The organism is Gloeocapsa sp. DLM2.Bin57, assembly GCA_007693955.1.
In the GTDB taxonomy this organism is placed as follows: Bacteria; Cyanobacteriota; Cyanobacteriia; order Cyanobacteriales; family Gloeocapsaceae; genus Gloeocapsa.
On sequence record RECR01000066.1, the window covers coordinates 116,641 to 143,505 of the forward strand.

A 26,865-nucleotide genomic window follows, 5' to 3' on the forward strand; every position below is an offset into this window, starting at 1 on the left:
CTTGAAAAAAATAGATGAAATCTTCAGTCGTTATTATCGGAGGAGGTCCGGCGGGTTTAGCTACGGCGATCGCCTTGGCTAAAAGGGGATGGCAAAATATTACTGTTTTAGAAAAACGTGCTACTCTAGATTACTATGAACCTGATAAATCTTATAGTTATCAAATTGATGGTCGCGGACAAAAATTAACGGACTTATTGGGCTTAACTTCTCAATTAGCTAGTCAGAGTGTTCCTAATACTGAGTTTTATTTTACGTTAATTTCCAAAAATGGTAACCGCAAAACTAGAAAAGTTCCGATTGTTGATCCTAATCGAAAAACGGCTTATTGGTTACCTAGACAAAGTTTAATACAGTTATTTTATGAGGAAATTGTCCAAAACTGGTCAGATTCTATCCGTGTTTTATTTGCTACTGAATGTCAAGAAATTAAAGAACATCAACAGGGATTAGAAATTATTGCTCAATCTTCACAGGAACAAGAATTTAGTTTTATTCCTACTTTGTTGGTGGGTTGTGATGGTTTCAACTCGGTTGTTCGTCAATTTCTTAACCAAAAAGAACAAGGAAAATCTGAACGTTTTGTTATGCAAAAATTTCCTTCTGCTAGTAGTGGTTTAAAATATAAGGTTCTTACTCTACCTCCTAATTTTCCTCTGTCAGATACTCCAGGAGATTTAGCTGAGTCAACTATGGCTTATGCTATTCGAGCAAATTTTACTGGACGTCGTAAGGCTTTTTCTTTAGGAATTTTACCCTTAAAAAATCAAAATCAACCTCGCAGTGCTAATATTATCACTTATCAAGATCACGAAATTTGGGGGTTAAAAACTACATCGCAACTTTGGCAATTCTTGCAAGAAGCTTTTCCTCATTTACCATTAACAAAAATTATCTCTAACTCAGATTTAGAAATATTTTTATCTAGTTCTGGTGGAGTTTTTCCCCCTCCTCAATATTGTTCAGGATTATCTCAAATTATTGGTAAACCTGAAGAAAACTTAGGTACAGGTGTTATTCTCTTTGGAGATGCTGTCCATTGTTTCCCTCCAGATATCGGTCAGGGTGTTAATTCTGCTTTAGAAGATGTATATCTATTCGATGAGGTATTAGCACAAACTAAAGACAACTTATGGTCAGCTTTACCCCAATATCAAAGTTTACGGGAAAATGATGTTAAGGCTTTAATTCGTTTGGTACAAATTTGTTATCCTTGGCAATATAATCAAGCGCCATTGCGTCAAAAGTTGTGGAGTGTTAATTTTTTTGGACGTTTTCTGTTAAATCGTTTATTCCCTTTTCTATTTAATCCCCATTCTTTCTTGTTGATTCAAAATCATCAACTCTCTTATGCAGAAATTTTGGCTAAAAGTAATCAAACAACTTTTAGGTTAACTGTGGGATTATTGCTCCTTTTAATTGGGTTATATTATAGTATTACATAACACTCGCTCTGACATTTTGGAAATTTTATCCTTAAAAACTTTTATAAGCTTGATTCAAGATTCAAGTATAGATAAGTTAAGTTTCTCGATTCAAATAATTACTTAACTTTTATATATCGACTCTTTTGTAGAAAAATTATATAACAATAATAACTAGAAAAAATTCAAAGGAATAAAAATCATGAACTTATCTTATCGCGGTTGTCAATATCAAAAATTTCCTGTTTCTCTAGTCGGATATCACCAACAAATTAATCTTAAATATAGAGGAGTAAATTATAGTGTTAATGGAGGAATGCCCACTATTAGTAAACCCAATGTTGTTTTAAAATATCGAGGAATTTCTTATCAAGTTGTTGATAGTTATATCCATTCTGAAAAGATCATCACTTTTCCTCATAATTCTGTTATTGCTTAATTAAATAAGTGACTTGAAATTATGTTAATCAATCCGCTCCTTACCTTAAATGGGTGAGGAGTTTTCATATACAGCGCTATAATTTCCTAACGAGACACTAAAATAAAATTTAGGGACTTGTTAGGTTGAGAATCAATGAATAAAAGCTACCCAGAATTACCCATTTCCTTTGAAATTGCTTTAGAAATCGTTAATAATGCAGTTTTTAGACAAACAGCTAGACATCTCAAAAATATTGAAGTAAGCGTTTTACAAGGTACATGGTTGGGTCAAAGTTATGATGAGATAGCTGAAAGTGTGGGTTATGCTCCAGAATATATTAAGCATGATGTAGGACCAAAATTGTGGAAAATTCTTTCTAAGAGTTTGGGAGAAAAGGTTAATAAAAATAATATAATCGCAGTTTTAATTCAAAAAGCGAGTCAAATTAATTCTCCCAATGATTCTGTGACTACTAATCCTGTTATTACTGAATCGGTTACTGGTGTTATTCCTTTAGATTCTCCCTGGTATATAGAACGTTATCCTGTTGAATCTCTTTGTTATGAAGAAATTATGCGTCCTGGTGCTTTGATTCGCCTTAAAGCACCTACTCAGATGGGCAAAACTTCTTTAATGATTAGAATTCTACATCAGGCTCAACAAAGGTGTTCTGAAAATCAGATTACTCTGATACCTTTAAGTTTACAACGAGCAGATAAAAGCGTTTTTACAGATTTAGATAGGTTTTTACGCTGGTTTTGTGCTTCTATTGCTCGTAAACTTCGTTTATCTACTGCTGTTGATGATTATTGGAGTGATGTATTTGGGAGTAAGAGTAATTGTACAGCCTATTTAGAAGATTGTGTCTTATCGGAGTTAGATGGTGTTTTGATTTTAGCTTTAGATCAAGTAGATGAGGTTTTTTTACATCCAGAAATAGCTGATGATTTCTTTACTCTGTTAAGATCATGGTATGAAGAAGCCGCTTATGGTGAGAGTGGTAATCCTCTGTGGCAAAATTTGCGTTTGATTATTGTTCATTCTACGGAAGTTTATATACCCCTTGATATTAATAAGTCTCCTTTTAATGTGGGTTTAGCTATTGAGTTACATCCTTTTTCGGTTACACAGGTTGAAGATTTAGCACAACGTTATGGTTTGAGTTTGTCTCCATCAGAATTAGAAGAGTTGATGGGTTTTATCGCAGGACATCCTTATTTAACTCAAAAGGCTTTTTATTATCTTGCTTCTCAATCTCTGAGTAGAGAACAGTTACTCAGTACCTCAGCAACGGATGCTGGAGTTTATCATCATCATCTACATCGATTGCTACAGTCTTTACAAGAAAATTCTTCTCTTAGAGATGCTTATTCTTCGGTTGTACATTCTTCTAATCCTGTTCAATTAGAGCAATTATTGGCTTTTCAATTACATAGTATGGGATTAGTAATTTTACGAGGTAATTTAGTAGTTCCTAGTTGTGAACTGTATCGACAATATTTCTCCAGATCGCTTGAATAGGTTTTGACACTCCCCACCCTAAAGGGATGGGGATTCAAAGGTTCAGTGAGGTAACTTGCTCTAATTCAATTGCTTCAACTAAAGTAGAGGTCTCCTCTCCCCAAGGGTGAGTTCCCGTGTGCCCCACGGTACTTAATCCTCTTTGTAATATAAAGTTTTTCTAGCTTGTTTAAGCATAGCTATTAGGGTATGATGGGCGTCTTCTGCGTCTATCAAATTATGGTCAAATTCTATTCTGGTAGTAACTTCTGTTTGTGGGGTTTGTATCAGAAGATTCATTCCTTGAGAATCAATAGAGAGCATTTTAGCGCTTTGGACTGCCGTGACGTTGCCAAAAACTTGAGCGTATAGGGCTACTGCGTCACTATGATCCTCGTTCATATGTTGGCAAATACGTTGACTAACTGTGTTAGTAATAGTTTCTGACATGGTTTTTTATTTTTAATTTTAGCAAAAAAAAGGGTCAACCTAGGTCAACCCATTTTCAGCTTGGGAACGCGCTTAGTAAATTTTTTGGTCTTACTGAAGCACTACTTTAACATTGGCGTTCTGCAGTCCACGTTGCTTAACTTCTGCTAGTGTTTTATTAACTGCATATTTTTGGTTGATGGAATTGATTAACTCGGTTTGGTTATGTTTTTTAGCTACACCCCAGAGATCTGCGATTAGATCGTAGGTGCCATCGCTATTGCAAGACCAGCCTAAGTCGTATTCTCCTTCGAGAACAGCAACGATGTCAGCACGGATTCTTTGACCATTATAGCCACGGACATCAGCATCGTTTTGAATACTGATTCCTAGGTCGCGCAAGGAAGCTTTAAGGATTTCAGCATCGGTGATTTTGGTACGAAGGGTGCTGAAGTGGGACATTGAGATTTCCTCCAAATTAAAGTAGATGTCAACAACAACGTTTGTTTTTATCGGTCTGAGACTGCTAGCAATTGCTAGCCTTTCTGAACTGTTGGGAAACAGTAGAAAGCCTGTTAGAACTCCATCCGCTGATACTCAGCGACGGAGGCTGAAGCAGTGCGCGCCCTCTGTCTGGCCCAATCTCTCAGGGCGCTTACCTGCTCAGTCATTGTCCGGGATAGAGGTAGAGTTGCCTTAATAGCCGCGATGATGTCTAGCTGTGTGAATTCGCGGTCTTGAGCAAATGCGTCGTACATTGCAGCGATGATCGCTTGCTCTATCTCTGCTCCGGAAAAACCATCTGATACCTTAGCTAACTGCTCTAAATCGAAGCGAGTAATTTCAGAGCGACGTTTACCAAGGTGAATTGTGAAAATATCTTGTCTTTCTTGAGGGTTGGGGAGGTCAACAAAAAATATCTCGTCGAAGCGACCTTTACGTAGAAATTCCCCGGGTAATCTATCCACGCGGTTGGCTGTTGCCATCACGAACACGGGAGAGTTTTTCTCTTGCATCCAGGTTAGGAATGAACCAAAGATCCGACTAGATGTACCACCATCAGAGTCAGCTGATCCCGCTCCTCCTGCGAAGGCTTTATCTAACTCATCAATAAAGAGGATTACTGGTGAGATTGATTCGGCTGTTTTGAGGGCGTTACGCAGGTTAGCTTCTGAACGTCCTACCATAGAGCCGTCATAAACTCTACCCATGTCTAGACGTAATAGTGGTAAACCCCAGAGGCGAGAAGTGGTTTTAGCTATCAGGGATTTTCCACAACCTGGGACTCCTAAGATGAGCATTCCCTTGGGTTGGGGTAGTCCATATTCTCTAGCTCTTTCGGTGAAAGCGTCCGCTCTCTGTGTCAGCCATTTTTTCAGTTCTTCCAAACCACCTACAGCGGCGATGGTTTCATCTTCTTCAATATATTCTAGGATACCGTTACGTCTAATGAGCTGTTTTTTCTCTGTGAGGACTATTTCTACCTCTGTCTCGGTAAGACGCCCTGCTTGAACTCTAGCTTTACGATAGACTTTCTCGGCCTCGTCTTTGGTAAGTCCTAAAGCTGCTTTGAGTAGTTTTTCTCTCACTTCAGTGGTGATGCGTTTGCCTTTGGTTTTGTCTAGTTGTGCTGACAATACCTGATTTAGTTCTCCCATGTCAGGAAGATCAAAGTCTAGCACCACTGCATCTTTTTCTAGCTCTATAGGTATATTTTGTAATGGCGACATCAGTATGATACTTTTGTCTGTTCCCTTGAAACTAGCGATCGCATCTCTTAACCAACGTGTTGTTGGTGGTGCGTCGATAAAGGGATGTAGATCCTTAAATATATATATTCCTGGCTCTTTTTGTCTAATTACCCACTCTACCGCTGCTTCTGGGGAAACAGTATTATGTTGAGTAGTTTGTCTGGGTTGACCATATTCAACGATGCCATGGGTTACCGTCCACACATACACCCGTCGATGCTGACTGTTATTTTGCGCTATTTTATTAATCGCTTGTTCTGCTCTTTCTTCTTCTGAGGTCACAAGGTAGATTAGGGGATATTGCGCTTCTATTAATGTGCTTAACTCTTCTTTCATGACATCGACCTCTAATGATACGGTTTTACCTTTGGTTTCGCTGAAGGGTGATCTTTTATCCCTTTAGCAATGAACTAGTTTTTCTTGATCCTGAGATTCGCTCTGATTGCTCACTTTTTCGCCAATCTCTAGAGGAAATTCCTCGTCTATCACGCTGGGTTGATTTTTCAGTGACACCATCTCTCCTTCTTTCAACACTAAGGCTGCGTCGCATTCTGGACAGATATGCACTTGGTGAGTTTTTCCGTATAGGTTTTCTCTAGCCTCTTCTACCACCTCTGGATTGTGTAAGTAGAAGCTGATCGCTTTTTCTACTACTGCTGACATCGATTCTGAGTCGATCGCAGATCGTATCTTAAGCTGTCGGTGAAGACTCGGGGAAACATATAGGGTTATCTTTTGCTTGTCTTGCATTTTAGGGATTTACTTGATTTACCCGGGTATTGATTTTTATCCTACTAGGCTTTTTTGATTCTGTCAAGCTGTTATGCCATTATGACGGCAATTTCGTTACATTTCTTAACAATTAAGCTAAAAAAAACCCGCCTACTAGCTTGAGACGGGTTTGATAAGGTAATTTCAGGATCTGCGGGGTGAAAAGAGTTTGAACTTTTCCAACAGCAGTGGAATAACTATAACTAACAGTTTAATTAGCCAAGGCGCAAAAAACAAAGAAAGAATTATCGACAAAACAGAAACTAAACCTAGAGCGGCTTGACCAACTTCTTCTTCAGTATTAATACTTGCCCAAGCAGTAACTGTAGCGATTCCAAAACTCATCAATGATGGTATTAACATCTGAACTCACCTTTCCCAATAATGGATTAAGTGCGTTCCTTCGGTTGTGTTAACCTACTTCCGTCTTGCCACTTTTGTTAGAGAGGCTAGTTTGTGGTAAGATGAACGTTGTCTAGACCCAAATTTAGGCTAATTAGAGTCAAATGTCAATAGTTTTTGTGAGCAACCGTTAACCTTACTTGGGAAAGGTATTTAAAATAATAATATGGCGATCGCTATCTAACTTAATCCAGTTATGACGTTGAAATTCACCTAATAATCTGGTTATAGTTACTCTAGTAGTGCCAATAGTACTAGCTAGGTTTTGGTGAGTTAAGCGTACCATAATGCGGTTACCATTAGCAACAGGCTCACTCAATTCTTGTTGTAAAAGGTTTAATAAGGCTTGTAGTCTATCTTCAACGCGACGCAAACCAGCGATCGCCAATAAAGCTTCAGTTTGTTTAATTCTAGTAATCAGCTGTTGTAGAGCTAATTGAGTTAAGTTAGGGTTATTCCCAATTTCTTCTAACAGATACCATTTTAAAGATACATCAGAGAGAGCTTTAGCTTGATAAGCTTCGATTTGACTCAAACCTCTGCCAAAGAAAGTAGAGGCTTTAGCCCATCCCAAGAGGATTTCTTCCCCATCAAGGTGTAATTGACTCAATTGCACCACACCATAATCTACTTGCCAAACTCCCGAAGGAATCAGTGGTATATTTTCCCCTTTTTCGTAGAAACGTAAACTTCGTCCCTGATTGTTTTCTTCTCGGTCAGAAGACTGACAAGGTGTGTAGTAAGTTAAGAGCATCGAATCAACCCAAAATTTCAGCAGTTTATCTTCTGGCTTAACTCTACACAACCTAAGTAAAGAACAGTTTAAGAAAGCTATTAACTATTCATACGACTTAAGAAAGTTTTGAGACGTTCACTCCGTGGATTTCTGAGCACTTCGTTGGGGTTACCGTCTTCTTCTACCACACCTTTATTGAGGAAAATCACCCGATTACCAACCTCTCTAGCGAATAACATCTCATGGGTTACCACTACCATAGTCATTCCCTCTTCAGCCAGAGTACGCATAACGTTGAGAACTTCTCCTACTAATTCTGGATCTAAAGCGCTTGTTGGTTCATCAAAAAGAATAGCTTGAGGTTTCATACACAAACTACGAGCGATCGCCACCCGTTGTTTTTGACCACCGGATAGTTGTTCAGGATAGAAATTAGGTTTATCAGCCAACCCTACCTTATCAAGATAGTAGATTGCTTCATCTTTTAACTCATTGGCAGGACGTCCTAAAACCTGTTGGGGGGCTAACATTAAATTTTGTAAAACTGTGAGATGGGGAAACAGGTTAAAATGTTGGAAAACCATACCCACCTTAATACGTAAAGTACGCAAAGCTTTAGAACTAATTTTGGGTTTAGATAAATCAATTCCCATCACATCAAGAGTCCCACCATTGATGGTTTCTAGACGGTTAAAGCAACGCAGAAGAGTACTTTTACCGCAACCTGATGGACCAATTACCGAAACCACTTCACCACGTTTAAGAGTTCCAGTAACACCCTTTAAAACTTCTAATGCACCATAGTTTTTTCTTAAATTTTCAAAAGTAATCACCGCGTCGGTGGCTTCTTGAGTTAAAGTAGCTGGACTTTGCATAATTAAGGTTTTTAATTAACTTTGTTGTCATCTATTTTAGAAGTTCACAACCAAAAAATTGTATCTTTGATTACATTTAACTGGAGGATTTTAGTTAATACTAACACCAGACAAAATAAATATATATAGCTAGTTGCAAAGTCAATGTTGAGAATCAAAAGAATTCCGTGGTTGTATCAATCGATTATAGCAATAGTTTGTTGCGTTTTAATCATAATTGGTTCAGGGTTACCTACTAGAGCCAATGAGACCTTAAGAGTAGCCACAGAGCCAACTTTTCCCCCTTTTGAAATGCGAGATAAAGACGGCAATCTCGTCGGGTTTGATATTGATATTATGAACGCTTTAGGAGAAGAAGCCGGATTCAATATCGAATGGGTGACCTTACCCTTTGACGGGATTGTTCCTGCGTTACAAGTAGGACAAGTTGACGCAGCTATCAGCGGGATGACGATTACGCCAGAACGTGCGCAGACAGTCGCTTTTTCTCGTCCTTACTTTAAATCAGGTTTAGCGATCGCCGTGCGAGAAGGAAACGAAGACATTAACAGCTTTGAAGACTTAGAAGGAAAAAGAATAGCGGTTCAAATCGGTACAACAGGAGCAATCCAATCAGCCACAATACCAGGAGCGATCGTTTCCAACTTTGACTCATCGGTTTTTGCTTTACAAGAATTAGTCAACGGTAACGTAGATGCAGTAGTCAACGATGCACCTGTTACCTTATTCGCGATTAAAGAGACTAATCTTCAAGGTATAAAAATTGCGGGAGAATTTGTCACCGAGGAATATTACGGTATTGCTTTTCCCTTCAACTCTCCCAACGTAGAAAGAATTAACCAAGCAATAGAAACACTAATCACCAATGGTAGATATCAAGAAATTTATGAAGCCTGGTTTGGAGTAGCGCCACCGACATTACCAGAAGTTGCGCCAACTTTACTAAATGCAGACACACAAGTCACAAATAACCTAGACTGGGCAAGACTATTACCTAACTTCTTAATTGGTGCGTTAGTTACTTTACAAATAACCGCGGTAGCGACTTTTGTCGGTATGATTGGGGGGGTTATCATCGCGGTAATTCGTAAGTCTAAACTCAAAATTTTACGAATGCTAGCTAAATGGTACGTTGACTTTTTCCGTGGTACACCATTACTAGTACAGCTGTTTATGATTTACTTTGGTTTACCCGCTTTACTCCAAGGAATGGGTTTAAATTTGACCTTGGGTCGTTTTCCTGCAGCGATCGCTGCTTTAGGGATGAACGCTGCAGCTTATCTGAGTGAAATCATCAGAGGAGGTATTGACTCAGTAGATCCTGGTCAATTGGAAGCTGCAGAATGTTTAGGAATGAATCCTACTCAAGCGATGTCTTATGTTATTTTCCCCCAAGCTTTTCGTCGGATGATACCACCATTAGGTAATGAATTTATTACCCTACTCAAAGACACTAGCTTAGTAGCGGTAATTGGTTATGAAGAGTTATTCCGTCGAGGACAATTAGCGGTAGCTGTCACTTTCCGCGCTTTTGAAATTTACGCAGCGATCGCCTTAATTTATTTAATTCTGAATTTATTGTCTTCGCGATTTTTCTCATTCTTAGAAGTTTGGATGGATCCTGTCAAGAAAGCTAAAAAAGCAGCAGCGAAACAACAAACAGCCTAATTATAGGGGAAGAAAGGAGTTCCTAGAGAGGTGGAACCTTCCCTCTCTCTTCCCTATTCCCTTGTCAAGTAGCGCTATAAAATCTACCATTTAATATCTGTAACTATCTGATTTTCTTCACTACCAGTAACGACGATATTATTATCTTGAAGAGTACCAATAGCTTTATCTCCTCTTAAGTGTAAATCGGGTTCAATTTGCTCATAAACCACATTTCCTCTCGCTTCTACTATTTGAGTATTAATTGACCAAGTTAACTCCCGAGAATATAAATTAGCTTGATTGCGAGGAGTTTTACCCTGAACACCATTACTGAGATGAGCAATTTCTGTTACTAAATCCAATTCTCCCTGATTAGCTGTTAGGGTTAATTCTTCTTCATGGTGTACTATTTTCACGGGTTCATCAGCAATAATTCTTCTTTCTTGGTAATACCAAATTAAAGAATTACTCGCAATTTGTACAGCAGGTTGAAAAGAAATAAATTCAACATTATTGCTAAACTTGGCTTGATGTGACTCTAAATCTATCTCTAATTTGTCAGACGTAATTTTCTCAGTAATTATCGCTTGTTCATCATAACGAACTATTTCTACGGGAGAATTAACTAGAATATTTTCTGACTCTATTTGCCAAAGTAATTGATTAGAATTAAATTTCAGAGGAGATTCTTGACTATAACCGACAACATCTCCGCTTAACTCTAATTCCTGAGTATCAGTATAATATTTTCCCATTAAAGCAGTAAAATTGAATTGGGTATGTTTACCAGCTAAATTACCTCTCAAGATTAATAAATTATTTTGGGTGTACCAAGTTAGTTCATCTCCCGTAATCACCGTTTGATTGCGCACATCAGTAATAACCACATTATCTGTTAAAATAATAATCTCACCATCGTCAATAACTTGACCTTTTTCTGCGGTAAGATAGATAGCTAATTCCTGATTTTGCCAATAATTACCAGTAACACCATCTAGATAAGCAAACTGACGATCCGGACTATATTTAGTTTCAACTGATTTAACTCTCCAGAGAGTTTGTCCTGCGGGGTTAGCTTGTTCTAAAATAGCATTAGATAGAATTAACTGACTTTCAGTCACACCACCATTATCAGGGTTTGAAGATGTCTCAGGGATACTTTCTGCTTGACAACCTGTCAGCAAAAAAAATAATAATAGACTTCTGGTAGTAATTAAGGAAAATAGATTTTTCACAATTAAATTTATGTTACTAAAACTTGATAAAATATTATTTATAGGTAGTTGTGTTTATTTATTGGGAGTAATTGCTTGGATAGGTAATCGTAATCGTATCAGTCAGGTTGAAACAACCACAGTTAATGATTCCGAACAAGAGTTTATTGTTTATCTACAAAATGCTTTAAGCAGAATTGAACAGCAAAAACTATACAGAGAATCGACAACTAATTTAGCTCAACAACCAGATCATAACAACAAACAACAACCAGAGCGAGTCTATATCCCATTGTATCAACCTCCTCAGATTATTACCCAAACTCCACCCCCAATTTCTGAACCACTACCACCCCCTCCACCTCCCAATTTTCCTAATGAAGTAGCTGTAACACCACCTTTAGTAGATACTCAAGTTAACTGTACTCTGATAGGATTATTAGAGTCAGAACAAGGAGCGATCGCCCTGTTTGATTGGAATGGTGTCATTGAAAGAGTGCAAATTGGACAAGAAATAGCTGCTACAGGTTGGATACTCCAGGATATTATAGATAATCAAGCTATAGTCAGCTATAACGACCAAATAAAAACCGTTGCTGTAGGTAAAACATTCTAAAAGGTTAAAGATTATGGGTTTATTTGATGATCTCAATCGTTTTCTCGAAGAAAGACTAGATGAATTTTTACGCAATAATCCCCATCTAGAAATTAACGCTATTGTAGAACAACTCAAAGAACAAGAAAGAGACACACTCAAAAAAATTATTAATCTAGAATCCCAAGAAAGACAATTACAGCAACAAATACTTAGTTTAGCCCAAGATATTCAAACTTGGCATTCTCGGGTTAAAAAAGCCCAAAACGCGGGAGAACAAGAATTAGCCCAAAAAGCAGCCCAGAGGGAAGCTTCTCTTTTACACCAGGGTAACCTGGTTTGGGGACAAATGGAAGTAGTTAAACAACAAATAGTGCAAACTAAAAAACTTCTACAAGAAATCGTCCAAAAAAAGCAAGAAGCACAAATAAAAGCGCAAACTATCGCCCAAAACCAAGCTACAAGTAATTATCAGACTGATTCAGCTACCAAAGGTTGGCAAGAAAGTACTAGATCTTATGATAAATATAATGATCCTCTGGAAAAAACCTTTCAAGAATGGGAAACTAATCAAGAATTAGAACAAATGAAGCGCAATCTTGGCAAATAAAGAGTTAGGTTTTAGGTGGAACGGTATTACGTAGCATATGTTATTAGAGCCATATTTTATACTCCCTACTCCCCTACTCCCCGTCTCTCCACACTCCCTCCTCTCTTCCAAGAGTACTATATAATTCTCATACTTAAATCTAACCAAGAAGAACGAGTAATGGGGGCACTAGTAGAGATATAATCTACTCGGGTTTTAGCAACAGCGCGAATATTGTCTAAAGTAATATTACCTGATGCTTCGATCTTGATGTGGGGGTTTTGGGATTTGATTAATTTTACTGCACTAACCATGTCGGGAATGGTCATATTGTCGAGCATAATAATATCAGCGCCAAGGGCGATCGCTTCTGTTACTTGTGCTAGATTACTAGTTTCTACCTCTATGGTAAGAGGATAGGGCATAGTTTGACGTATTTGACTGATAGCTTGCTCTATTCCTCCACTTCCTGCGATATGGTTATCTTTAATCATAATTGCGTCATCTAAACCAAGACGATGGTTACGACCTCCTCCTACTTGAATGGCGTATTTTTCTAGTATCCTTAACCCTGGTGTGGTTTTACGGGTATCTACGAGTTGGGTTGGTAAATCCTCAATTTTGGCTACGTATTCCCGAGTTAGGGTGGAAATTCCACTCAGACGCATAGCTAAATTTAAAGCGACTCTTTCTCCCATTAATAATGCGTCGAGAGGTCCATCTAGGGTAGCGATGGTTTCACCTGGTGTGACTAAAGTTCCCTCGGTTACCAAAGCAGAAAAGTTGACTTGAGGATTAATCAGGTTAAAAACTCTTCCCGCTACTGGTAAACCTGCGATTACTCCCTGTTGTTTAGCTATCCAGGTAGCTTTTTTGGGGGATGATTGGGCTAATAATCCTGCTGTGGTGCGATCTCCTCTCCCGATATCTTCTAATAACCAGTTATTCAATAATGGATCTATGATGATCCAGGGTAATGTGAACATCATTTACGCAAATACTCTAATAGTTTTTCTAACTCTTTGGGTAAGGGAGCGATCGCCTCGATTAATTCTTGGGTAACAGGATGGGTTAGAGTCAATTTCCAAGCGTGGAGTGCTTGACCTGGTAATTTAACGTTATGAAAACGTCCCGAACTATAGACAGGGTCTCCTACTAAAGGGCAACCTAGATGACTGGTATGTACCCTAATCTGATGAGTGCGTCCCGTATCTAACTCAAAATGTAATAAGCTATAGTTGCCTAATCTTTCCACAACTTTCCAGGTTGTTTTCGCTTCTCTGCCACCCTTTTCTACGGGGATAACCGCCATTTTTTGACGATCTATCTGATGACGTCCAATGGGTAACTCGATTACTCCTGCTGTTTGTTGCGGTGCACCATAGACAACTCCTAAATACTCTCTACGGGCTGTTTTAGCTTGAATTTGGGCTTGTAGGTGTTGATAAGCGTAGTCGGTTTTGGCTACTACTAAAGCTCCCGTGGTATCTTTATCTAATCTATGTACAATACCTGGGCGTTTTACTTCCCCAATACCTGGTAAATCCTTACAGTGGTATAATAGCGCGTTGACTAGAGTTCCTGAAGGGTGTCCTGGTGCGGGATGTACGACTAAACCTGCGGGTTTATTGATAATGATTAAAGATTCATCTTCATAAAGAACATCTAGGGCGATCGCTTCTGGTGCTAAATCCACTGTTTCTGCTTCAGGGAGATTAACTACTAGACGATCGCCTGTTTTTAATTTCTTTTTTTTGGCTGTAATTATTTCACCATTAAGTAATACTAACCCTTGGTCAATTAATCTTTGTATCCGCGCACGGGATAAGTCATCTAGCTGTGTAGTTAGCCAGTGGTCAAGGCGATCGCCAGGATTGGCGACCTCTAAAGCAATAACTTGCGCTATTTCCACTTGTGGTTACTTTGCATCTAACTTAATCAATTGAGCCATTTTTTCATGCTCAAGGATTTCCTCATGACTAGGAATCTGACGAGCATCGGTAATTAACCAATCTAGCGCTGCTGCTTGTAAATCGATAGCTGAGCCATTTTTATCCACGCAGTAACGCCCAAATACTAGTTTATCAATTAAACGTACACCTCGACCTAGACGGGAGTATTCAAAAATCACACTATTACTAACGGTTGCATCACTACAAATCCAGCAATTAGGACCAATCATCGTCGGACCGATAATTTTTGCTCCATCTTCAATTCTAGTCATCGAACCAATATAGACAGGACCTGTGATATCTACTTTATCCCAATTAACCGCGACATTTAAACCTGTATAGATCCCTTCTCTAACTTGTTTTCCAGGAATAGGAACATTTTTAATCTCTCCTAATAGTACTCCTCGTATAGCTTGCCAGTAATCAGGAACTTTACCAATATCTACCCATTCAAAATTCATAGATACCGCGTAAAAAGGAGCACCCATATCTACTAATTTAGGAAATAAATCACCCCCGATGTCATATTTTTGGTTAGGGGGAATATAATTAATAATTTCTGGTTCAAAGATATAAATACCCGTATTGATATTAGTACTTAAAGCTTCTTCTTGAGAGGGTTTTTCCTGAAAAGAAATTACGCGATCTTCAGGATCTGTCACTACCACTCCATAACTAGAAACAGACTCTAGAGGAACTGGTTTAGTAATTACTGTGGCGATCGATCCTTTTTCTCTATGCCATTTTAAGGCTGCGGTTAAATCTAAGTCAATCAGTGCATCACCGCATAAAACCACAAAAGTTTCGTCAAAAAATGGGCTAAAATCGTGAATATGTCGAATACCACCTGCTGAACCTAAAGCTTCACCGATTAACTCTCCATCGACGATTCTACCTTCAAAAGAATAGCCGATATTAACCCCAAAACGTTGACCATCCCGAAAATAACTTTCAATTTCTTCTGCTAAGTGACTAACATTGACCATGATTTCAGTAAAACCATGTTTGCGCAGTAATTCCAGTAAAAATTCCATTACTGGTTTTTGGAGAATTGGGATCATTGGTTTGGGAATTGTATGAGTAATTGGTCTTACTCTTGTACCTTTTCCTGCTGCCAGAATCATGGCTTTCATGAATATTTTTCCTCTTGCTACTGTAATAGTATGGGTTAACCTATGAAAATACAGATTATCTTAACAAAAATGATATGATTTTAGACATTCTGGCAATTTTAGCTTGGGCAATACTGCTAATCAGATATTGGTTCAATGGTCAACTCAGACTGTTAATTCATCCTAATTACTTTGGTTTGGTGTTAGGAACGGGTATAATTTTACTGATTTTAGCTATTGCACAAATTTTGCCCGTTTCTCGTAAAATAGTTAGAGCAGGTAAATCTAACCCTACTAATTTAAGCACTTTTCCTCCAAGTTGGGGAAGTGCTTTGATGTTGTTTACTGCTATTCTTGGATTTGTGATTGGACCATCCTTATTAAGTAGTCAAACCGCTTTACATCGTGGAGTTAGAGAGTCTCTCCCTCTTACTCAAGCGCAAATACAACATTTTCAGGTAGCTAGTAACCCCGAAGAGCGATCGCTGGTTGATTGGGTACGTACTCTGAATGCTTACCCAGAGCCAGACGCTTACGATGGTCAACCTGTTAACGTTACGGGTTTTGTGATTCACGATCCACAATTACCCGATAATTATCTGTTAGTGGCTCGTTTTGTGATTACCTGTTGTGCTGTAGATGCTTATTCTGTCGTCCTTCCCGTAGAATTAAACCAATCACGGGTTAGTTATCCTACTGATAGTTGGATTAAAGTAATAGGAGAAATGCGCTCTCAAGAATTAATCGGAGAACGTAAACTAGTAATTAACCCTAGTGAAATTATCCCCATTGATACACCTAGCGATCCTTATGCTTATTAACTGATGAGTCAAAAAACCCTAGCTATAGATAGACTAGCTACTATCTTAATCCTTATTTTCAGCCTCATTATTGCCCTCTTAATTTGGACTGGGGAAGTATGTGGTGAGAATTGTTTTTTACATACAGGTCCAAAAGTTAATTACTTTAGCTGGGAAAATAAAGTTATCGGCGCTGAAGATGTCGCTTTTATTCTTGGGTTCGATCGCCCTATAGATCGTCAATCTGTGGAAGCTAGTCTGAGTATTGAACCACCCTTACCTGGTAGAATAAGTTGGGCGGGAAGACGTATGGCTTATACCCTTAATCAACCTGCTCCCTATGGAGAAGTATATCAAATTAATATCCCTCAAGGTCAAGGATTAACGGGAGAATCCCTACAACCTTTTGTTAGAGAAGTAGTCAGTCGCGATCGCGCTTTAGCATTTATCAGTACTACTGGTCCTACTCTTGGTCAACTTATTCTCTACAATTTTACGACTAAAGAGCAAAAGATTCTCACTCCTGCTAATTTAATCGTTACTAATTTTTTGTTTTATCCCCAAGGAGATAAAATTCTCTTTGCTGCTGCTGATAAACAAGAAACTGATGCAGTAAGAAAACAGCAATTATATACAATAAATACAGGTTTGAATGGTAGTAATAATCAACCAGAGTTAACCCTGATACTTGACAATAAAGACTATCAAAACAATCAATTTGACTTATCAGCAGATGGTCAAAAAATAGTCGTACAAAGAATCAAAAGAGATAATCCGTTAGACTTTGATTTATGGTTAATTGAATCGGGAAAAGCACCTAAACCTTTAAATATTCAAGGTGGTAACTTTTTGATAGCTCCAGATAGTCAAACTTTAGCTGTTGCTCAAGGTGAAGGTATTGCCTTAATATCTTTAGTAACGGATCAAGAACCTTTGAATTTTTTGCCTAGTTTTGGTCAAGTCTTAACTTTTTCTCGGGATGGTTCAGCGGCAGCTTTAGTCAATTTTAACACAGATAATCCTGATTTACGTTATACACGGTCTTTATTTTATGTCAATAATCGTGGTGTAAAATTAGAGGTTTTTAATACGACAGGTTCAATAATTGATTGTGAATTTAACGCTAATTCTACTCATTTATATTGCTTAATGACAGAATTAATAGAAGGAGACTTTTATCAAGAAAATCCTTATTTTGTGGTGATTAATTTAGAAACGTTAGAGCTAATACCCTTGTTAGAACTTACTAATTATCAAGATATGAATATCAGTATAGCTCCCGATGGATTAGGGTTAATTTTTGACCAAGTTATTACTAATGAGCCACAAGCTAATCAGGATAACTATAGACAGGTAGAAGCAGTAAGTTATTTATTTTCCCAACTAACTAATAGTGTGGAAACTAGACAAAATTTAAGAACTAATTCTGGAGCAGAAATAATCGGTGGTAACTTGTGGTTATTATTAATTCCTCCCACCGAGTTAAATGATCTGCGACAAGTATCTCTAGAAGAGTTACCTTTTGTTGGGTTTCGTCCTCAATGGTCTCCCTAATTGAGGTAGGGTGTGGGGTGTAGTGATGGATTAAGTTTTGCTCTCGGTGTACTTGTGGTGATAAGCTTTCACAAGAATGATTAGAGGCACTCTTGCAATAGAGAAAAAGTGTGACTTTAGATACAAATTTACCCATAATGCCGAAAGAGCGGATGTTTTAATACAAACATAGCTAACTGCATCTACCCCCAAAATTCATCCAAGTTCACTTCTGCCATCTCTTGCTGGACCTCTTGGAACAAGCTACTATTTGTGAGATTTGCCACTTCTTTTTCTCGTTTGTTATGGTCAATTTCAATTTTTAATTCCTCTAATTGCCTTTTCAATTCATCTTCTCGGCGTTTGCGATCACTAATGTCTTGCACAGTACCTTCATAATACAAAATATTCCCTTGCTTATCTTTGACAACCCGCGCATCAATTTGCGTCCAGATAATACTATTGTCTTTGCAGTAAGAACGGTATTGAAAATCCTTCAAGATCCCTTGTGTTTCTAGTAATTCTCTAAATTCAATCCGAGTCTCTAGATCGACATAAACCTGTTCACCAATATTAGTGATGTTCTCGACCATCTCAGCAGGGGAGTCGTAACCATAAATTTTGGCTAAAGCTGGATTAACATTGAGATATCGCCCGGAGGGGGAAGATTGGAAGATACCTTCTAGAGCATTTTCAAAAATACTGCGGTAGTTTTCCTCGGCAATGCGTAATTCTTCATTTTTAGCTTCTAGACTTTCAAATGTTTTCTTTAATTGACCCGCCATACTATTGAACGAATGTTCCAGGGTATCAATTTCCTGAATTTCGATAAAGTTATCACTCTCTACTCGCTTGTCAAGATTCCCTGTCGCAATTTCTTCGGAAGCATTAGTGATTTGAATAATGGGACGGGTAATAGATCGGGCGGTCAGAATGCCGATTATAATACTCAAAATCAGAGTTGCTAAACACAGGGCAATTGTATGACGGGTATTGGCATTGATGTGTGACATAAAATCTGATTCTGGGATTATCACCACGATCACCCAGTTGAGTCCTGAATCATGTTTCCAATGGATAACAGACACAAACGTTTGTTTCTGATTAATTTTCATTGGCATAATTTCCGACGTAGTGATTTGATCAAATGTGCCAAAGTAATCGCGCAACTGGTTTGCCGTATCTAAGATTAGGGGGTCTTGGCTCTCGGAGACCTTCATCCCTTCTGCTTCACCATCAACCTTAAGGTAGGGTCTTTCCAAGCTAGAACTGGCCACGATCATGCCATCTCGTTCCATAATGAAAATTTTGCTAGAGGGACTGATGTCTAAACTGCGCAGAAAATCACTAATTTGGTTTAGGATAAACTCTACTGCTAACACCCCTACCAACTCATTTGAGGAGTCATATACTGGGTAGCTATAGCTAAGAGAAATCAGATGTCGCTGATCACGGGCAGACCACTGATAAATGGGACTCCAAATTGGTTGACCTGAAATGACAGCACTTTTATACCAAGTATCTTCTTGAAATTCATACTCATCGGATTCTAGGATTTCGGTAGGGTTACCCTGATCGTCAAGGGCGTAGCGGTTAGAGAGATTCCCCGCACCTGGCTGAATCATTTCCCGATAGAGAGAACCATTATCTTCTCGTCCAATCCCGATAAATGTTCCTTGGGAACTGCCAAAGTTTATCTCACTCAAGTCGTTAAATAACTTCATTTGTTTCCAAAAGAACTGCCCCATTGTGTTGACATCTTCAGAATTAATCAAACCTAGTTCGAGCGCCTGCAAATTAATTCCATTGACCTGTTGGGGGACAGCGAGATAATGGCTTAACTGCTGACTAACGCGGCTACTTGCTTGTTGGCTAAGTTGAGTTGCCAAATCACCAATGGCTTTTTGTCCATTACGGAAGGAAAGATAACCCACTATAGCCACCGCAGTCACAATTTGCAACACAAAAGGGACGACTAGGACAGTGCGAAGTTTGAATTTGCGAGATGTTTTATTAGTTTTATTAACAGTATTACCAGTCATCCAAGTTATCACCACCTGTGATCCATTCCTGTAAATCCCTCTCTGGTTTGGCAAAATTAAATAAATGCAAGCCAAAATCTTTAGAAAGGTCTTCACACACCTTGATTCCTCGAACACTGTTGCCTTTGACGTCTAAAGATGGGGAGAATGTCCCAATACCCAACTTGCTGGGAACAACACCAGTAATGCCACCCCCAACCCCACTTTTGGCGGGTATTCCTACTCGATAAGTCCACTCACCCGAAGCATCGTACATCCCACAAGTCAACATGACGCTAATCACATCTTGAACATACTTTTCATCGATCGCCCGTACTTTGGTGATCGGATTGATGCCGCCATTGGCTAGGGTTGCTGAGAGCATCGCCAAATCTCTAGCGTTTACTAAAATGGAACATTGCTGAAAATAAAGATCTAGGGTTTCGTCAATCTTGTCGCTGACCATGCCAAAATTTAGCATTAGGTAAGCCATGGCTCTGTTGCGGTAGCCTGTTTGCTTCTCGGACAAGAATACAGGCATATTAACTTCGTGATTCCTTCCGGTGTAACGTTTGAACATTTCCAGTACTCGTTTCAATCGTTCCGTGCTATTTTTCCCCTTGATTAAATCTGCTGTGGCGATCGCTCCTGCATTCACCATTGGATTATAGGGACGGTTGGTTGCTTCATCTAACACAATGGAGTTAAAGGCTTCTCCAGTGGGTTCAACACTGACTTTACTATTGACATATTCTCGCCCATGATCTTCCAAAGCCAATCCAAACACAAATGCTTTAGAAATGGACTGAATAGTAAATAATTGCTGACATTCCCCTACCTCAAATACCTGTCCATCCGTAGTGACAATACAAATACCAAACCACTCTGGTTTTGCCAATGCCAATTCGGGAATATAATCAGCAACCTTACCTTCATTCAAGGAGAGATATTTTTCGTAGAGATTGTTTAAATAATTCCGAAAAGGTGACGTAACCGCTGTAATTGAACTGGCAAGGGATTGTAAATCTCCGCTAGTTGACATTGTGCCTATACCTCCATAACTTGCTGCGCTACTTTACAGAATTCTTGGCTTACTAAGTGTTCGGGATATTTTGCGCAAAACACTCCTTCACTGGCAAGTTGCACCACATCTTCCGACAAAGGAAAAACCCCCGCCACTTTTTCAGCATAGGTTTCCTCAACTTTCTGTTTTAGAGCATCAAGATTAAGTTTACTGTGAACCTTGTTGATCGCCAGCAACATTTTGCGGACTTTCAGTTGTCGTGCTACATCCACGGTAATAGCCGTGCCTTGGTAATCTTGCTTATCGGGGCGCAAAATCACAATAAGCACATGGGAGAGGGCGATAGATAAAAAGGTTTCTTTGGATAAACCCGGATGAGTATCAATAAATAAATAATCAAGCTGGAGGGATTTGACAAAACTACGAAACCCGTCATTTAAAAGCTTAACATCATAGCCGTCCTTCAAAATTTTGGCGATGTCATCTGCTTTGATACTAGAGGGGATGAAAAACAGCTTTCCTTCCCCTTCTACTCCCACATTAGCACTAACATCATAGGCTGCGTCCTGAATAGGGATTTCTCCCCAAAGATAATTATTCAGGGTTTTGCCCATCTGCTCTGGCTCTAGGCAAAATAGATTGTGAATCCCGGGTGAGGGAACATCCGTATCGACTACACCGACTCGTTTCCCTTGCAGTGCAACTGTAGTTGCCAGGTTGGCAGTAAAGTTAGACTTTCCTGTCCCTCCTCGATAGGAGTGTATCGAAACAACTTTTGGCATAATGTCAACACTGAATCTTTAACTTTCTATATCTTTATATCTTTTTATACCAAAACTTAAGATTTTTGTCAGAAAATAGTAAATCTTCAGGGCGATCGATATCTGCAAGAATAGGTAAATAACTAGCCTGTAGATTGAGTTGTGCAGCGATGGTTTGGGTTTGTTTAAAAACAACTTCTGTTCCCCAATTAATACCCTGAAATAATGCTGGAAAATTCCCTTTTATACCAATTAAATAATAACCACCATCTACCGCAGGACCAATCACTACATCAGTTGTCTCTAAAGACTCAAAAGCTTGATTAACAATTGCTGAGGTTAAATCAGGACAATCAATACCAATAAATACAACCTTAGTCATTCCCTGAGTGTAACTATCTAACAAAGCTGATTGTAACCTTTCTCCCAAATCACCTTGAGATTGTGGAGAGTAACTTAAATCTTCTCCTAACCATTCTTGCATTAAAGTTAAACTACCACCAGTAAAATAAACCTTTAAAGATAAATCACGGTGTAATTGCACTGATTGAGCCATTTTTAAAGTATTCTCAGTCATTTGACGCTGTAATTGAGCTGCACCTTGGGCACCCAATAAAGGTATCATCCTCGTTTTGGTCTTACCAGCCTGGGGATAACGAGTAAAAATAATCAATCTTTCTCGGTCTAGACTCATTTTAGGTAATAATAAGAAATGTAAAGATTCTTACTATTTTCCCCCATGCGTTTAATTTTAATGACAGGAAAAGGTGGAGTAGGCAAAACTTCTGTAGCCGCAGCTACAGGTTTACGTTGTGCTGAATTAGGCTACAAAACCCTAGTACTGAGTACAGATCCTGCTCATTCCCTAGCTGATAGCTTTGATTTAGAATTAGGACACGATCCCATCAAAATCGCTGATAATCTCTGGGGTGCTGAATTAGACGCACTTAGAGAATTAGAAGGAAACTGGGGAGCAGTCAAGCGCTACATTACCCAAGTACTGCAAGCAAGAGGTTTAGATGGTGTCCAAGCAGAAGAATTAGCTATCTTACCAGGAATGGACGAAATCTTTGGCTTAGTAAGGGTTAAGCGTCACTACGACGAGGGAGACTTTGAGGTTTTAATCATCGATTCTGCACCCACGGGAACAGCATTGAGACTGTTAAGTTTACCAGAGGTGGGGGGATGGTATATGAGACGCTTTTATAAACCCTTACAAGGTATGTCAGCGGCTTTGAGACCATTATTTGAGCCGATATTTCGTCCTTTGACTGGTTTTTCTCTCCCTGATCAAGAAGTGATGGACGCACCCTACGAATTTTATCTGCAAATCGAAGCTTTAGAAAAGGTTTTAACCGATAATAGTCAAACCTCTGTCCGTTTGGTGACTAATCCTGAGAAGATGGTAATTAAAGAATCTCTCAGAGCACACGCTTATCTAAGTTTGTATAATGTAGCCACAGATTTAGTCATCGCTAATCGCATCATTCCCGATTCAGTCAACGATCCTTTTTTTCAACGTTGGAAAGAAAATCAACAAATCTATAAACAAGAAATTTACGATAATTTTCACCCCTTACCCGTTAAAGAAGCGCCCTTATTTTCAGCGGAAATGTGTGGATTAACCGCTTTACATCAACTCAAAGATATACTTTATGGGGAAGAAGATCCCACACAGGTTTATTATCAAGAAAACACCGTCAGAGTTGTACAAGATGGTAATAACTACAGTCTCGAACTCTATTTACCTGGTATTCCTAAAGAACAAATTCAGTTAAATAAAACAGGAGACGAGTTAAACGTGCGCATCGGTAACCATCGACGTAATCTAGTTTTACCCCAAGCTTTAGCAGCTTTAAGCCCATCTGGTGCGACAATGGAAGAAGACTATCTCAAGATTAAATTTGTTACCCATGGCTGATGTGGCTAAGATTGTCATTACAATCAAACTCTTTGCAGCTTATCAGGATGCTTATGGAGTAACAGAATTACAGCGGGAATTTCCCGCTCAAACCCCTGTTATAGCTGTATTAGAGCAATTATTAACCGAAAAACCTGAGTTAAAGATTTGGCGGGAGTTAACCCGCTTTGGTGTTAATTATCAATTCGTTACCCCTGACACTTTTCTGCAGGATGGTGACGAAGTAGTTTTGATTCCTCCTGTTAGCGGTGGTTAGTTGGATACTTCATCGTTATCATCAGTATCAATGTCATCAGTATCAATGTCATCAGTATCCTCTATCTGATTTTCCTGTATATCATCACCATCATCTTTATTCTCTACTTCTTGTGTAATTTCAGTTTCAAAAGTGTCAAAAGAAGAGTCAGCCCTAACAGGAAGCCCAAATAACAGAGAAATAACTAGCAAAACAGCTAAAAACTGTTTATTTTCCCTGATTTAACCTCATTTTTTTGATAATCATGATAGTTAAGACGCTAGTTTTGTAGATAAGTTCCCATCCTCTGTTATTCCCTCCTGCCATCTGCCTTCTGCTATACTTGGTTTTTTGCAGTCAAAAATCTTCCACTAGCTCAAAAAAAGATTTGTAACTACAAATATAGTGGAAATACTGGTGCAAGATCTCAGCATTCCTTCTTGCTATATTTTTAGCGTATTTGATCTAAACTAAGCAATCTTAACAAATTATGTAAATTAACCCTAGAAGGCTAATAAACTAGTTATAATCTAAATGCTATGTGAAGAATTGAGGTAAGATTATGACTCAATCCGATTTTAAAGATGCTAATAATAAAAAGATTATTGCGGGAATCTTGGGTATTTTATTAGGTGGTTTTGGTATCCATAAATTCTTTCTGGGATATACAACCGCAGGAATTATAATGTTGCTGATAACTTTACTAACCCTTGGTATAGCTGGTTTTATCATGGGAATAATCGGATTAATCGAAGGAATTATGTATTTAACTAAATCTGATCAAGAATTTTATCAAACTTATATAGCTGGCAGAAAACCTTGGTTTTAAATAAATATGAAAAGAAAAAAAGCCAATAAACTAATAACTAGAACCGTCTTTGTTTTTGGGGGGTTAAGTTATTTTATGTTTTTTTCAGGGTTAGATTTACCTATTTTCCTTAAATACTATGTAACTATTATTCCTATACAGATTGCTGCAGCGCTTTACTTAGGATATCAATATTATAAAAATAAGCATAGCCAAAAAACCTCTAATCAACTAAAATAACTGTTGAATAATTATGTTTAGTTTTTATGAAAAAAATAATATCTCATTATCAAACTAACCCCACAGAAATAACAGAAGAGGATTTATTTGACTATGCTTATGACTTTCCTGGCGCTTTACCAGGAACTCTCAGAATTGAACCAGACGCTAAACCCGTAGAAATTACCTTGATCGATTATGATTCTATTGAGGCTTCTCAGTCGTCAGATTTAACACCAGAAGATTGTTTACCCTATTTAGAAACTAGTTCAGTATCTTGGTTTGATATCGCAGGGTTAGGGAGTGAAACAAAATGGCAAGAATTAGCAAGGGTGTTTAATTTACACCCTCTTTTATTGGAAGATCTAGTTAACGTTCCCCAACGTCCTAAAATTGATGATTATGACGACCAATTGTTAATTATTACCCAAATGGTGCTACCCAAAAAAAAGGGCTTTTGGATTGAACAAGTTAGCTTTGTTTTGGGAAAAAATTACTTATTAACTGTACAAGAAGAACCAGAAAGAGACTGTTTTAATCATATAAGAGATCGCATTCTTCGCGGTCATGGTACGATTCGTAGTCGCGGTACTGATTATTTAGCTTATGCGCTTTGGGATGCGATTATTGATGGTTATTTCCCTGTATTAGAAGCTTGTGAGGATCGTATCGAAGAAATCGAAGAAGCGATACTTAATAATCCCACTCGCAGTACCATGAATAAAATCTATCGTATTAAAAGGGAACTTTTAGCCTTACGTCGTTCGATTTGGCCCCAACGTAACGCACTTCATACCTTAATTAGAGATGAAAACCCCTTAATTGATAAAGAGGTACAGATATACTTAAGAGATTGTTATGATCATATTGTGGAAATAATCGATATTATTGAGGTTTACCGAGAATTAGTCTCAAGTTTATTAGATATTTATGTCTCAGCGATGGGTAATAAACTAAATGAAATTATGAAAGTGCTCACCGTAATTTCCACTATCTTTATTCCCCTAACTTTTATCGTTGGAGTTTATGGGATGAACTTTGAAAATATGCCAGAGTTAAAATGGTATTATGCTTATTTTGTCTGTTTAGGAATTATGTTAGCGATCGGAATTGCTCTATTATGGGTATTCTGGAAACGTGGTTGGTTTAAATCTGTAACTAAACTTGATGCTGATTACTAAATATGATTAATATTCGTGATGAAATTTCCCCCCTTAAAACCGTTATCGTAGGTATAGCTATAGATAGGGGTAAACAAGATCATGTCCACAACGCTACTAATTTCTATTATCAACAACTCGGTCAAAGTCCTAAAGATGAACAATTAATAGCACAACTAGAGCAATTTTCCGACTTACTCAAACAAAGAGGAGTACAGGTTATCCACCCTCTTAACTTACCCCAAACAGGACAGATATTTGTGCGAGACCTCGGTTTTGTGATAGGTGATACCTTTGTCTGGAGTAACCCCAAAAAACCCCAAAGAGTTAAAGAAAAAGAGGGTTTACAACCAATAATCGCATCTTTAGGAGTAAAAACCTGGGAGTTACCACCCCAAGTAAATATAGAAGGAGGAGATGTAGTAATTTGGCAAAATTCCCTGTTAGTAGGTATTGGTGACAAAGGAGATCGCCGACGTTCAGATCCCGAAGCTATTGATATCTTAGCTGAACAGTTTTCAGATTGGCAAGTAATCCCAATTTATACCAAAGCTTCCGATAACCCAGAAGACGACCCCAAATCTCGTATATTGCATCTAGATTGTGGTTTTACTCCCCTAGGACAAAATTACGCTTTATTTTATCCAGGGGGATTTTCCCAACCTCCCGAATTCATCCTTGATCAAATCAAACCTGAAAATCTCATTACCGTATCAGGAGAAGAAATGTTTCATTTAACAGCTAATCTTGTCTCTTTAGATCCAACTACGGTGATTTCTGATCTTCGTTTTAGTAGAGTTAATCAAATTTTACGTAACCATGGTTTTGAGGTGATCGAGACTCCCTATGGAGAAGTGGCTAAACTTGGGGGTTTATTTCGTTGTTCAACCTTACCCTTAGAGAGAGCAAAACTTAATCTAAAAATATCCGAATAAATAACCAGTTTATCGTATAATCAAGAC

The 26,865-nt window shown here is 38.3% G+C and carries 30 protein-coding genes; 14 read left to right on the top strand and 16 right to left on the bottom strand.

Annotated elements, in window-relative coordinates:
* The first annotated feature begins 14 nt into the window (after positions 1 to 14).
* From EA365_08280 to EA365_08290, 3 genes are all read left to right on the top strand, one after another.
* Positions 15 to 1,445, top strand: coding sequence for an FAD-dependent monooxygenase (locus EA365_08280; protein TVQ45423.1), 1,431 nt, complete (start codon positions 15 to 17; stop codon positions 1,443 to 1,445).
* Between the two features lie 181 nt (positions 1,446 to 1,626).
* On the top strand, positions 1,627 to 1,863 hold the full coding sequence (locus EA365_08285) for a DUF4278 domain-containing protein (protein TVQ45424.1): 237 nt from the start codon (positions 1,627 to 1,629) through the stop codon (positions 1,861 to 1,863).
* A gap of 135 nt (positions 1,864 to 1,998) precedes the next feature.
* Positions 1,999 to 3,366 carry a hypothetical protein gene (locus tag EA365_08290; protein ID TVQ45425.1) on the top strand — a complete coding sequence of 456 codons (1,368 nt, stop codon included), beginning with the start codon at positions 1,999 to 2,001 and terminating at the stop codon, positions 3,364 to 3,366.
* Positions 3,367 to 3,498: 132 nt separating this feature from the next.
* Here the strand turns inward: EA365_08290 and EA365_08295 are convergent, their stop codons facing one another.
* The 7 genes from EA365_08295 to EA365_08325 form a co-directional block, all read right to left on the bottom strand.
* A complete protein-coding gene (locus EA365_08295) occupies positions 3,499 to 3,795 on the bottom strand; it encodes a DUF2470 domain-containing protein (protein ID TVQ45426.1) in 297 nt (98 codons plus the stop codon).
* Positions 3,796 to 3,885: 90 nt separating this feature from the next.
* Entirely contained in the window at positions 3,886 to 4,236 is a 351-nt protein-coding gene (locus EA365_08300) for a DUF1257 domain-containing protein (protein ID TVQ45427.1), read from the bottom strand.
* A gap of 113 nt (positions 4,237 to 4,349) precedes the next feature.
* Complete coding sequence (locus tag EA365_08305; GenBank protein ID TVQ45428.1) at positions 4,350 to 5,861, bottom strand: AAA family ATPase; 1,512 nt, start codon at positions 5,859 to 5,861, stop codon at positions 4,350 to 4,352.
* Positions 5,862 to 5,924: 63 nt separating this feature from the next.
* Complete coding sequence (locus tag EA365_08310; GenBank protein ID TVQ45429.1) at positions 5,925 to 6,275, bottom strand: hypothetical protein; 351 nt, start codon at positions 6,273 to 6,275, stop codon at positions 5,925 to 5,927.
* 165 nt (positions 6,276 to 6,440) lie between these two features.
* Positions 6,441 to 6,659, bottom strand: coding sequence for a hypothetical protein (locus EA365_08315; GenBank protein ID TVQ45430.1), 219 nt, complete (start codon positions 6,657 to 6,659; stop codon positions 6,441 to 6,443).
* A gap of 175 nt (positions 6,660 to 6,834) precedes the next feature.
* The gene (locus EA365_08320; protein TVQ45431.1) at positions 6,835 to 7,452 is read right to left on the bottom strand and encodes a Crp/Fnr family transcriptional regulator; all 618 of its coding nucleotides are present in this window, start codon (positions 7,450 to 7,452) and stop codon (positions 6,835 to 6,837) included.
* 80 nt (positions 7,453 to 7,532) lie between these two features.
* A complete protein-coding gene (locus EA365_08325) occupies positions 7,533 to 8,309 on the bottom strand; it encodes an amino acid ABC transporter ATP-binding protein (GenBank protein ID TVQ45432.1) in 777 nt (258 codons plus the stop codon).
* 144 nt (positions 8,310 to 8,453) lie between these two features.
* Between EA365_08325 and EA365_08330 the strand changes: the two genes are divergently transcribed.
* Positions 8,454 to 9,977: an ABC transporter permease subunit gene (locus EA365_08330; GenBank protein TVQ45433.1), complete on the top strand. Its 1,524-nt coding sequence runs from the start codon at positions 8,454 to 8,456 to the stop codon at positions 9,975 to 9,977.
* An 83-nt stretch (positions 9,978 to 10,060) separates the two neighbouring features.
* Here EA365_08330 and lptC read toward each other — a convergent pair whose 3' ends face one another.
* Positions 10,061 to 11,236 (bottom strand): LPS export ABC transporter periplasmic protein LptC, encoded by a 1,176-nt coding sequence (lptC, locus tag EA365_08335; protein TVQ45434.1) that lies wholly within the window; start codon positions 11,234 to 11,236, stop codon positions 10,061 to 10,063.
* Between lptC and EA365_08340 the strand changes: the two genes are divergently transcribed.
* Both EA365_08340 and EA365_08345 read left to right on the top strand, forming a co-directional pair.
* Positions 11,205 to 11,789, top strand: a complete 585-nt coding sequence (locus tag EA365_08340) for a hypothetical protein (protein ID TVQ45435.1) — start codon at positions 11,205 to 11,207, stop codon at positions 11,787 to 11,789. The two genes, lptC and EA365_08340, sit on opposite strands and share 32 nt — an antisense overlap.
* Positions 11,790 to 11,802: 13 nt before the next feature.
* A complete protein-coding gene (locus tag EA365_08345; GenBank protein TVQ45436.1) occupies positions 11,803 to 12,378 on the top strand; it encodes a TIGR04376 family protein in 576 nt (191 codons plus the stop codon).
* 116 nt (positions 12,379 to 12,494) lie between these two features.
* Here EA365_08345 and EA365_08350 read toward each other — a convergent pair whose 3' ends face one another.
* From EA365_08350 to EA365_08360, 3 genes are read right to left on the bottom strand one after another with little or no spacing between them, the layout of a single operon-like run.
* A complete protein-coding gene (locus EA365_08350) occupies positions 12,495 to 13,346 on the bottom strand; it encodes a carboxylating nicotinate-nucleotide diphosphorylase (protein ID TVQ45437.1) in 852 nt (283 codons plus the stop codon).
* On the bottom strand, positions 13,343 to 14,269 hold the full coding sequence (locus EA365_08355) for an RluA family pseudouridine synthase (protein TVQ45438.1): 927 nt from the start codon (positions 14,267 to 14,269) through the stop codon (positions 13,343 to 13,345). Before EA365_08355 ends, EA365_08350 begins: the two co-directional genes overlap by 4 nt.
* Positions 14,270 to 14,275: 6 nt before the next feature.
* Positions 14,276 to 15,442 carry an NDP-sugar synthase gene (locus EA365_08360; protein ID TVQ45439.1) on the bottom strand — a complete coding sequence of 389 codons (1,167 nt, stop codon included), beginning with the start codon at positions 15,440 to 15,442 and terminating at the stop codon, positions 14,276 to 14,278.
* A 74-nt stretch (positions 15,443 to 15,516) separates the two neighbouring features.
* Between EA365_08360 and EA365_08365 the strand changes: the two genes are divergently transcribed.
* Together EA365_08365 and EA365_08370 are read left to right on the top strand one after the other, a co-directional pair.
* Positions 15,517 to 16,242 (top strand): TIGR03943 family protein, encoded by a 726-nt coding sequence (locus EA365_08365; GenBank protein ID TVQ45440.1) that lies wholly within the window; start codon positions 15,517 to 15,519, stop codon positions 16,240 to 16,242.
* A 3-nt stretch (positions 16,243 to 16,245) separates the two neighbouring features.
* Positions 16,246 to 17,775 carry a hypothetical protein gene (locus EA365_08370; protein ID TVQ45441.1) on the top strand — a complete coding sequence of 510 codons (1,530 nt, stop codon included), beginning with the start codon at positions 16,246 to 16,248 and terminating at the stop codon, positions 17,773 to 17,775.
* Positions 17,776 to 17,957: 182 nt separating this feature from the next.
* Here EA365_08370 and EA365_08375 read toward each other — a convergent pair whose 3' ends face one another.
* The 4 genes from EA365_08375 to EA365_08390 are packed head-to-tail and all read right to left on the bottom strand — an operon-like array spanning position 17,958 to position 22,254.
* Entirely contained in the window at positions 17,958 to 19,796 is a 1,839-nt protein-coding gene (locus tag EA365_08375) for a PAS domain S-box protein (protein TVQ45442.1), read from the bottom strand.
* The gene (gene glsA / locus EA365_08380) at positions 19,786 to 20,817 is read right to left on the bottom strand and encodes a glutaminase A (protein ID TVQ45443.1); all 1,032 of its coding nucleotides are present in this window, start codon (positions 20,815 to 20,817) and stop codon (positions 19,786 to 19,788) included. The genes EA365_08375 and glsA overlap by 11 nt, the downstream gene beginning before the upstream one ends.
* A 5-nt stretch (positions 20,818 to 20,822) precedes the next feature.
* Entirely contained in the window at positions 20,823 to 21,581 is a 759-nt protein-coding gene (locus tag EA365_08385) for a MinD/ParA family protein (protein ID TVQ45444.1), read from the bottom strand.
* A 34-nt stretch (positions 21,582 to 21,615) separates the two neighbouring features.
* Complete coding sequence (locus EA365_08390) at positions 21,616 to 22,254, bottom strand: glycosyltransferase (GenBank protein ID TVQ45445.1); 639 nt, start codon at positions 22,252 to 22,254, stop codon at positions 21,616 to 21,618.
* Positions 22,255 to 22,299: 45 nt separating this feature from the next.
* Between EA365_08390 and EA365_08395 the strand changes: the two genes are divergently transcribed.
* Positions 22,300 to 23,481 (top strand): arsenic-transporting ATPase, encoded by a 1,182-nt coding sequence (locus EA365_08395; protein TVQ45446.1) that lies wholly within the window; start codon positions 22,300 to 22,302, stop codon positions 23,479 to 23,481.
* Entirely contained in the window at positions 23,474 to 23,737 is a 264-nt protein-coding gene (locus EA365_08400) for a MoaD/ThiS family protein (protein TVQ45447.1), read from the top strand. Before EA365_08395 ends, EA365_08400 begins: the two co-directional genes overlap by 8 nt.
* Here EA365_08400 and EA365_08405 read toward each other — a convergent pair.
* Positions 23,734 to 23,928 (bottom strand): hypothetical protein, encoded by a 195-nt coding sequence (locus EA365_08405; GenBank protein ID TVQ45448.1) that lies wholly within the window; start codon positions 23,926 to 23,928, stop codon positions 23,734 to 23,736. The genes EA365_08400 and EA365_08405 overlap by 4 nt on opposite strands.
* Before the next feature lie 350 nt (positions 23,929 to 24,278).
* Between EA365_08405 and EA365_08410 the strand changes: the two genes are divergently transcribed.
* Genes EA365_08410 through EA365_08425 form a run of 4 tightly spaced genes read left to right on the top strand, consistent with a single transcriptional unit; the run spans position 24,279 to position 26,838 of the window.
* Positions 24,279 to 24,545 (top strand): TM2 domain-containing protein, encoded by a 267-nt coding sequence (locus tag EA365_08410; protein ID TVQ45449.1) that lies wholly within the window; start codon positions 24,279 to 24,281, stop codon positions 24,543 to 24,545.
* A 6-nt stretch (positions 24,546 to 24,551) separates the two neighbouring features.
* Positions 24,552 to 24,764, top strand: a complete 213-nt coding sequence (locus tag EA365_08415; GenBank protein ID TVQ45450.1) for a hypothetical protein — start codon at positions 24,552 to 24,554, stop codon at positions 24,762 to 24,764.
* Positions 24,765 to 24,790: 26 nt separating this feature from the next.
* Entirely contained in the window at positions 24,791 to 25,924 is a 1,134-nt protein-coding gene (corA, locus tag EA365_08420) for a magnesium and cobalt transport protein CorA (GenBank protein ID TVQ45451.1), read from the top strand.
* Positions 25,925 to 25,926: 2 nt separating this feature from the next.
* Complete coding sequence (locus EA365_08425) at positions 25,927 to 26,838, top strand: hypothetical protein (protein TVQ45452.1); 912 nt, start codon at positions 25,927 to 25,929, stop codon at positions 26,836 to 26,838.
* The last annotated feature ends 27 nt before the right edge of the window (positions 26,839 to 26,865 follow it).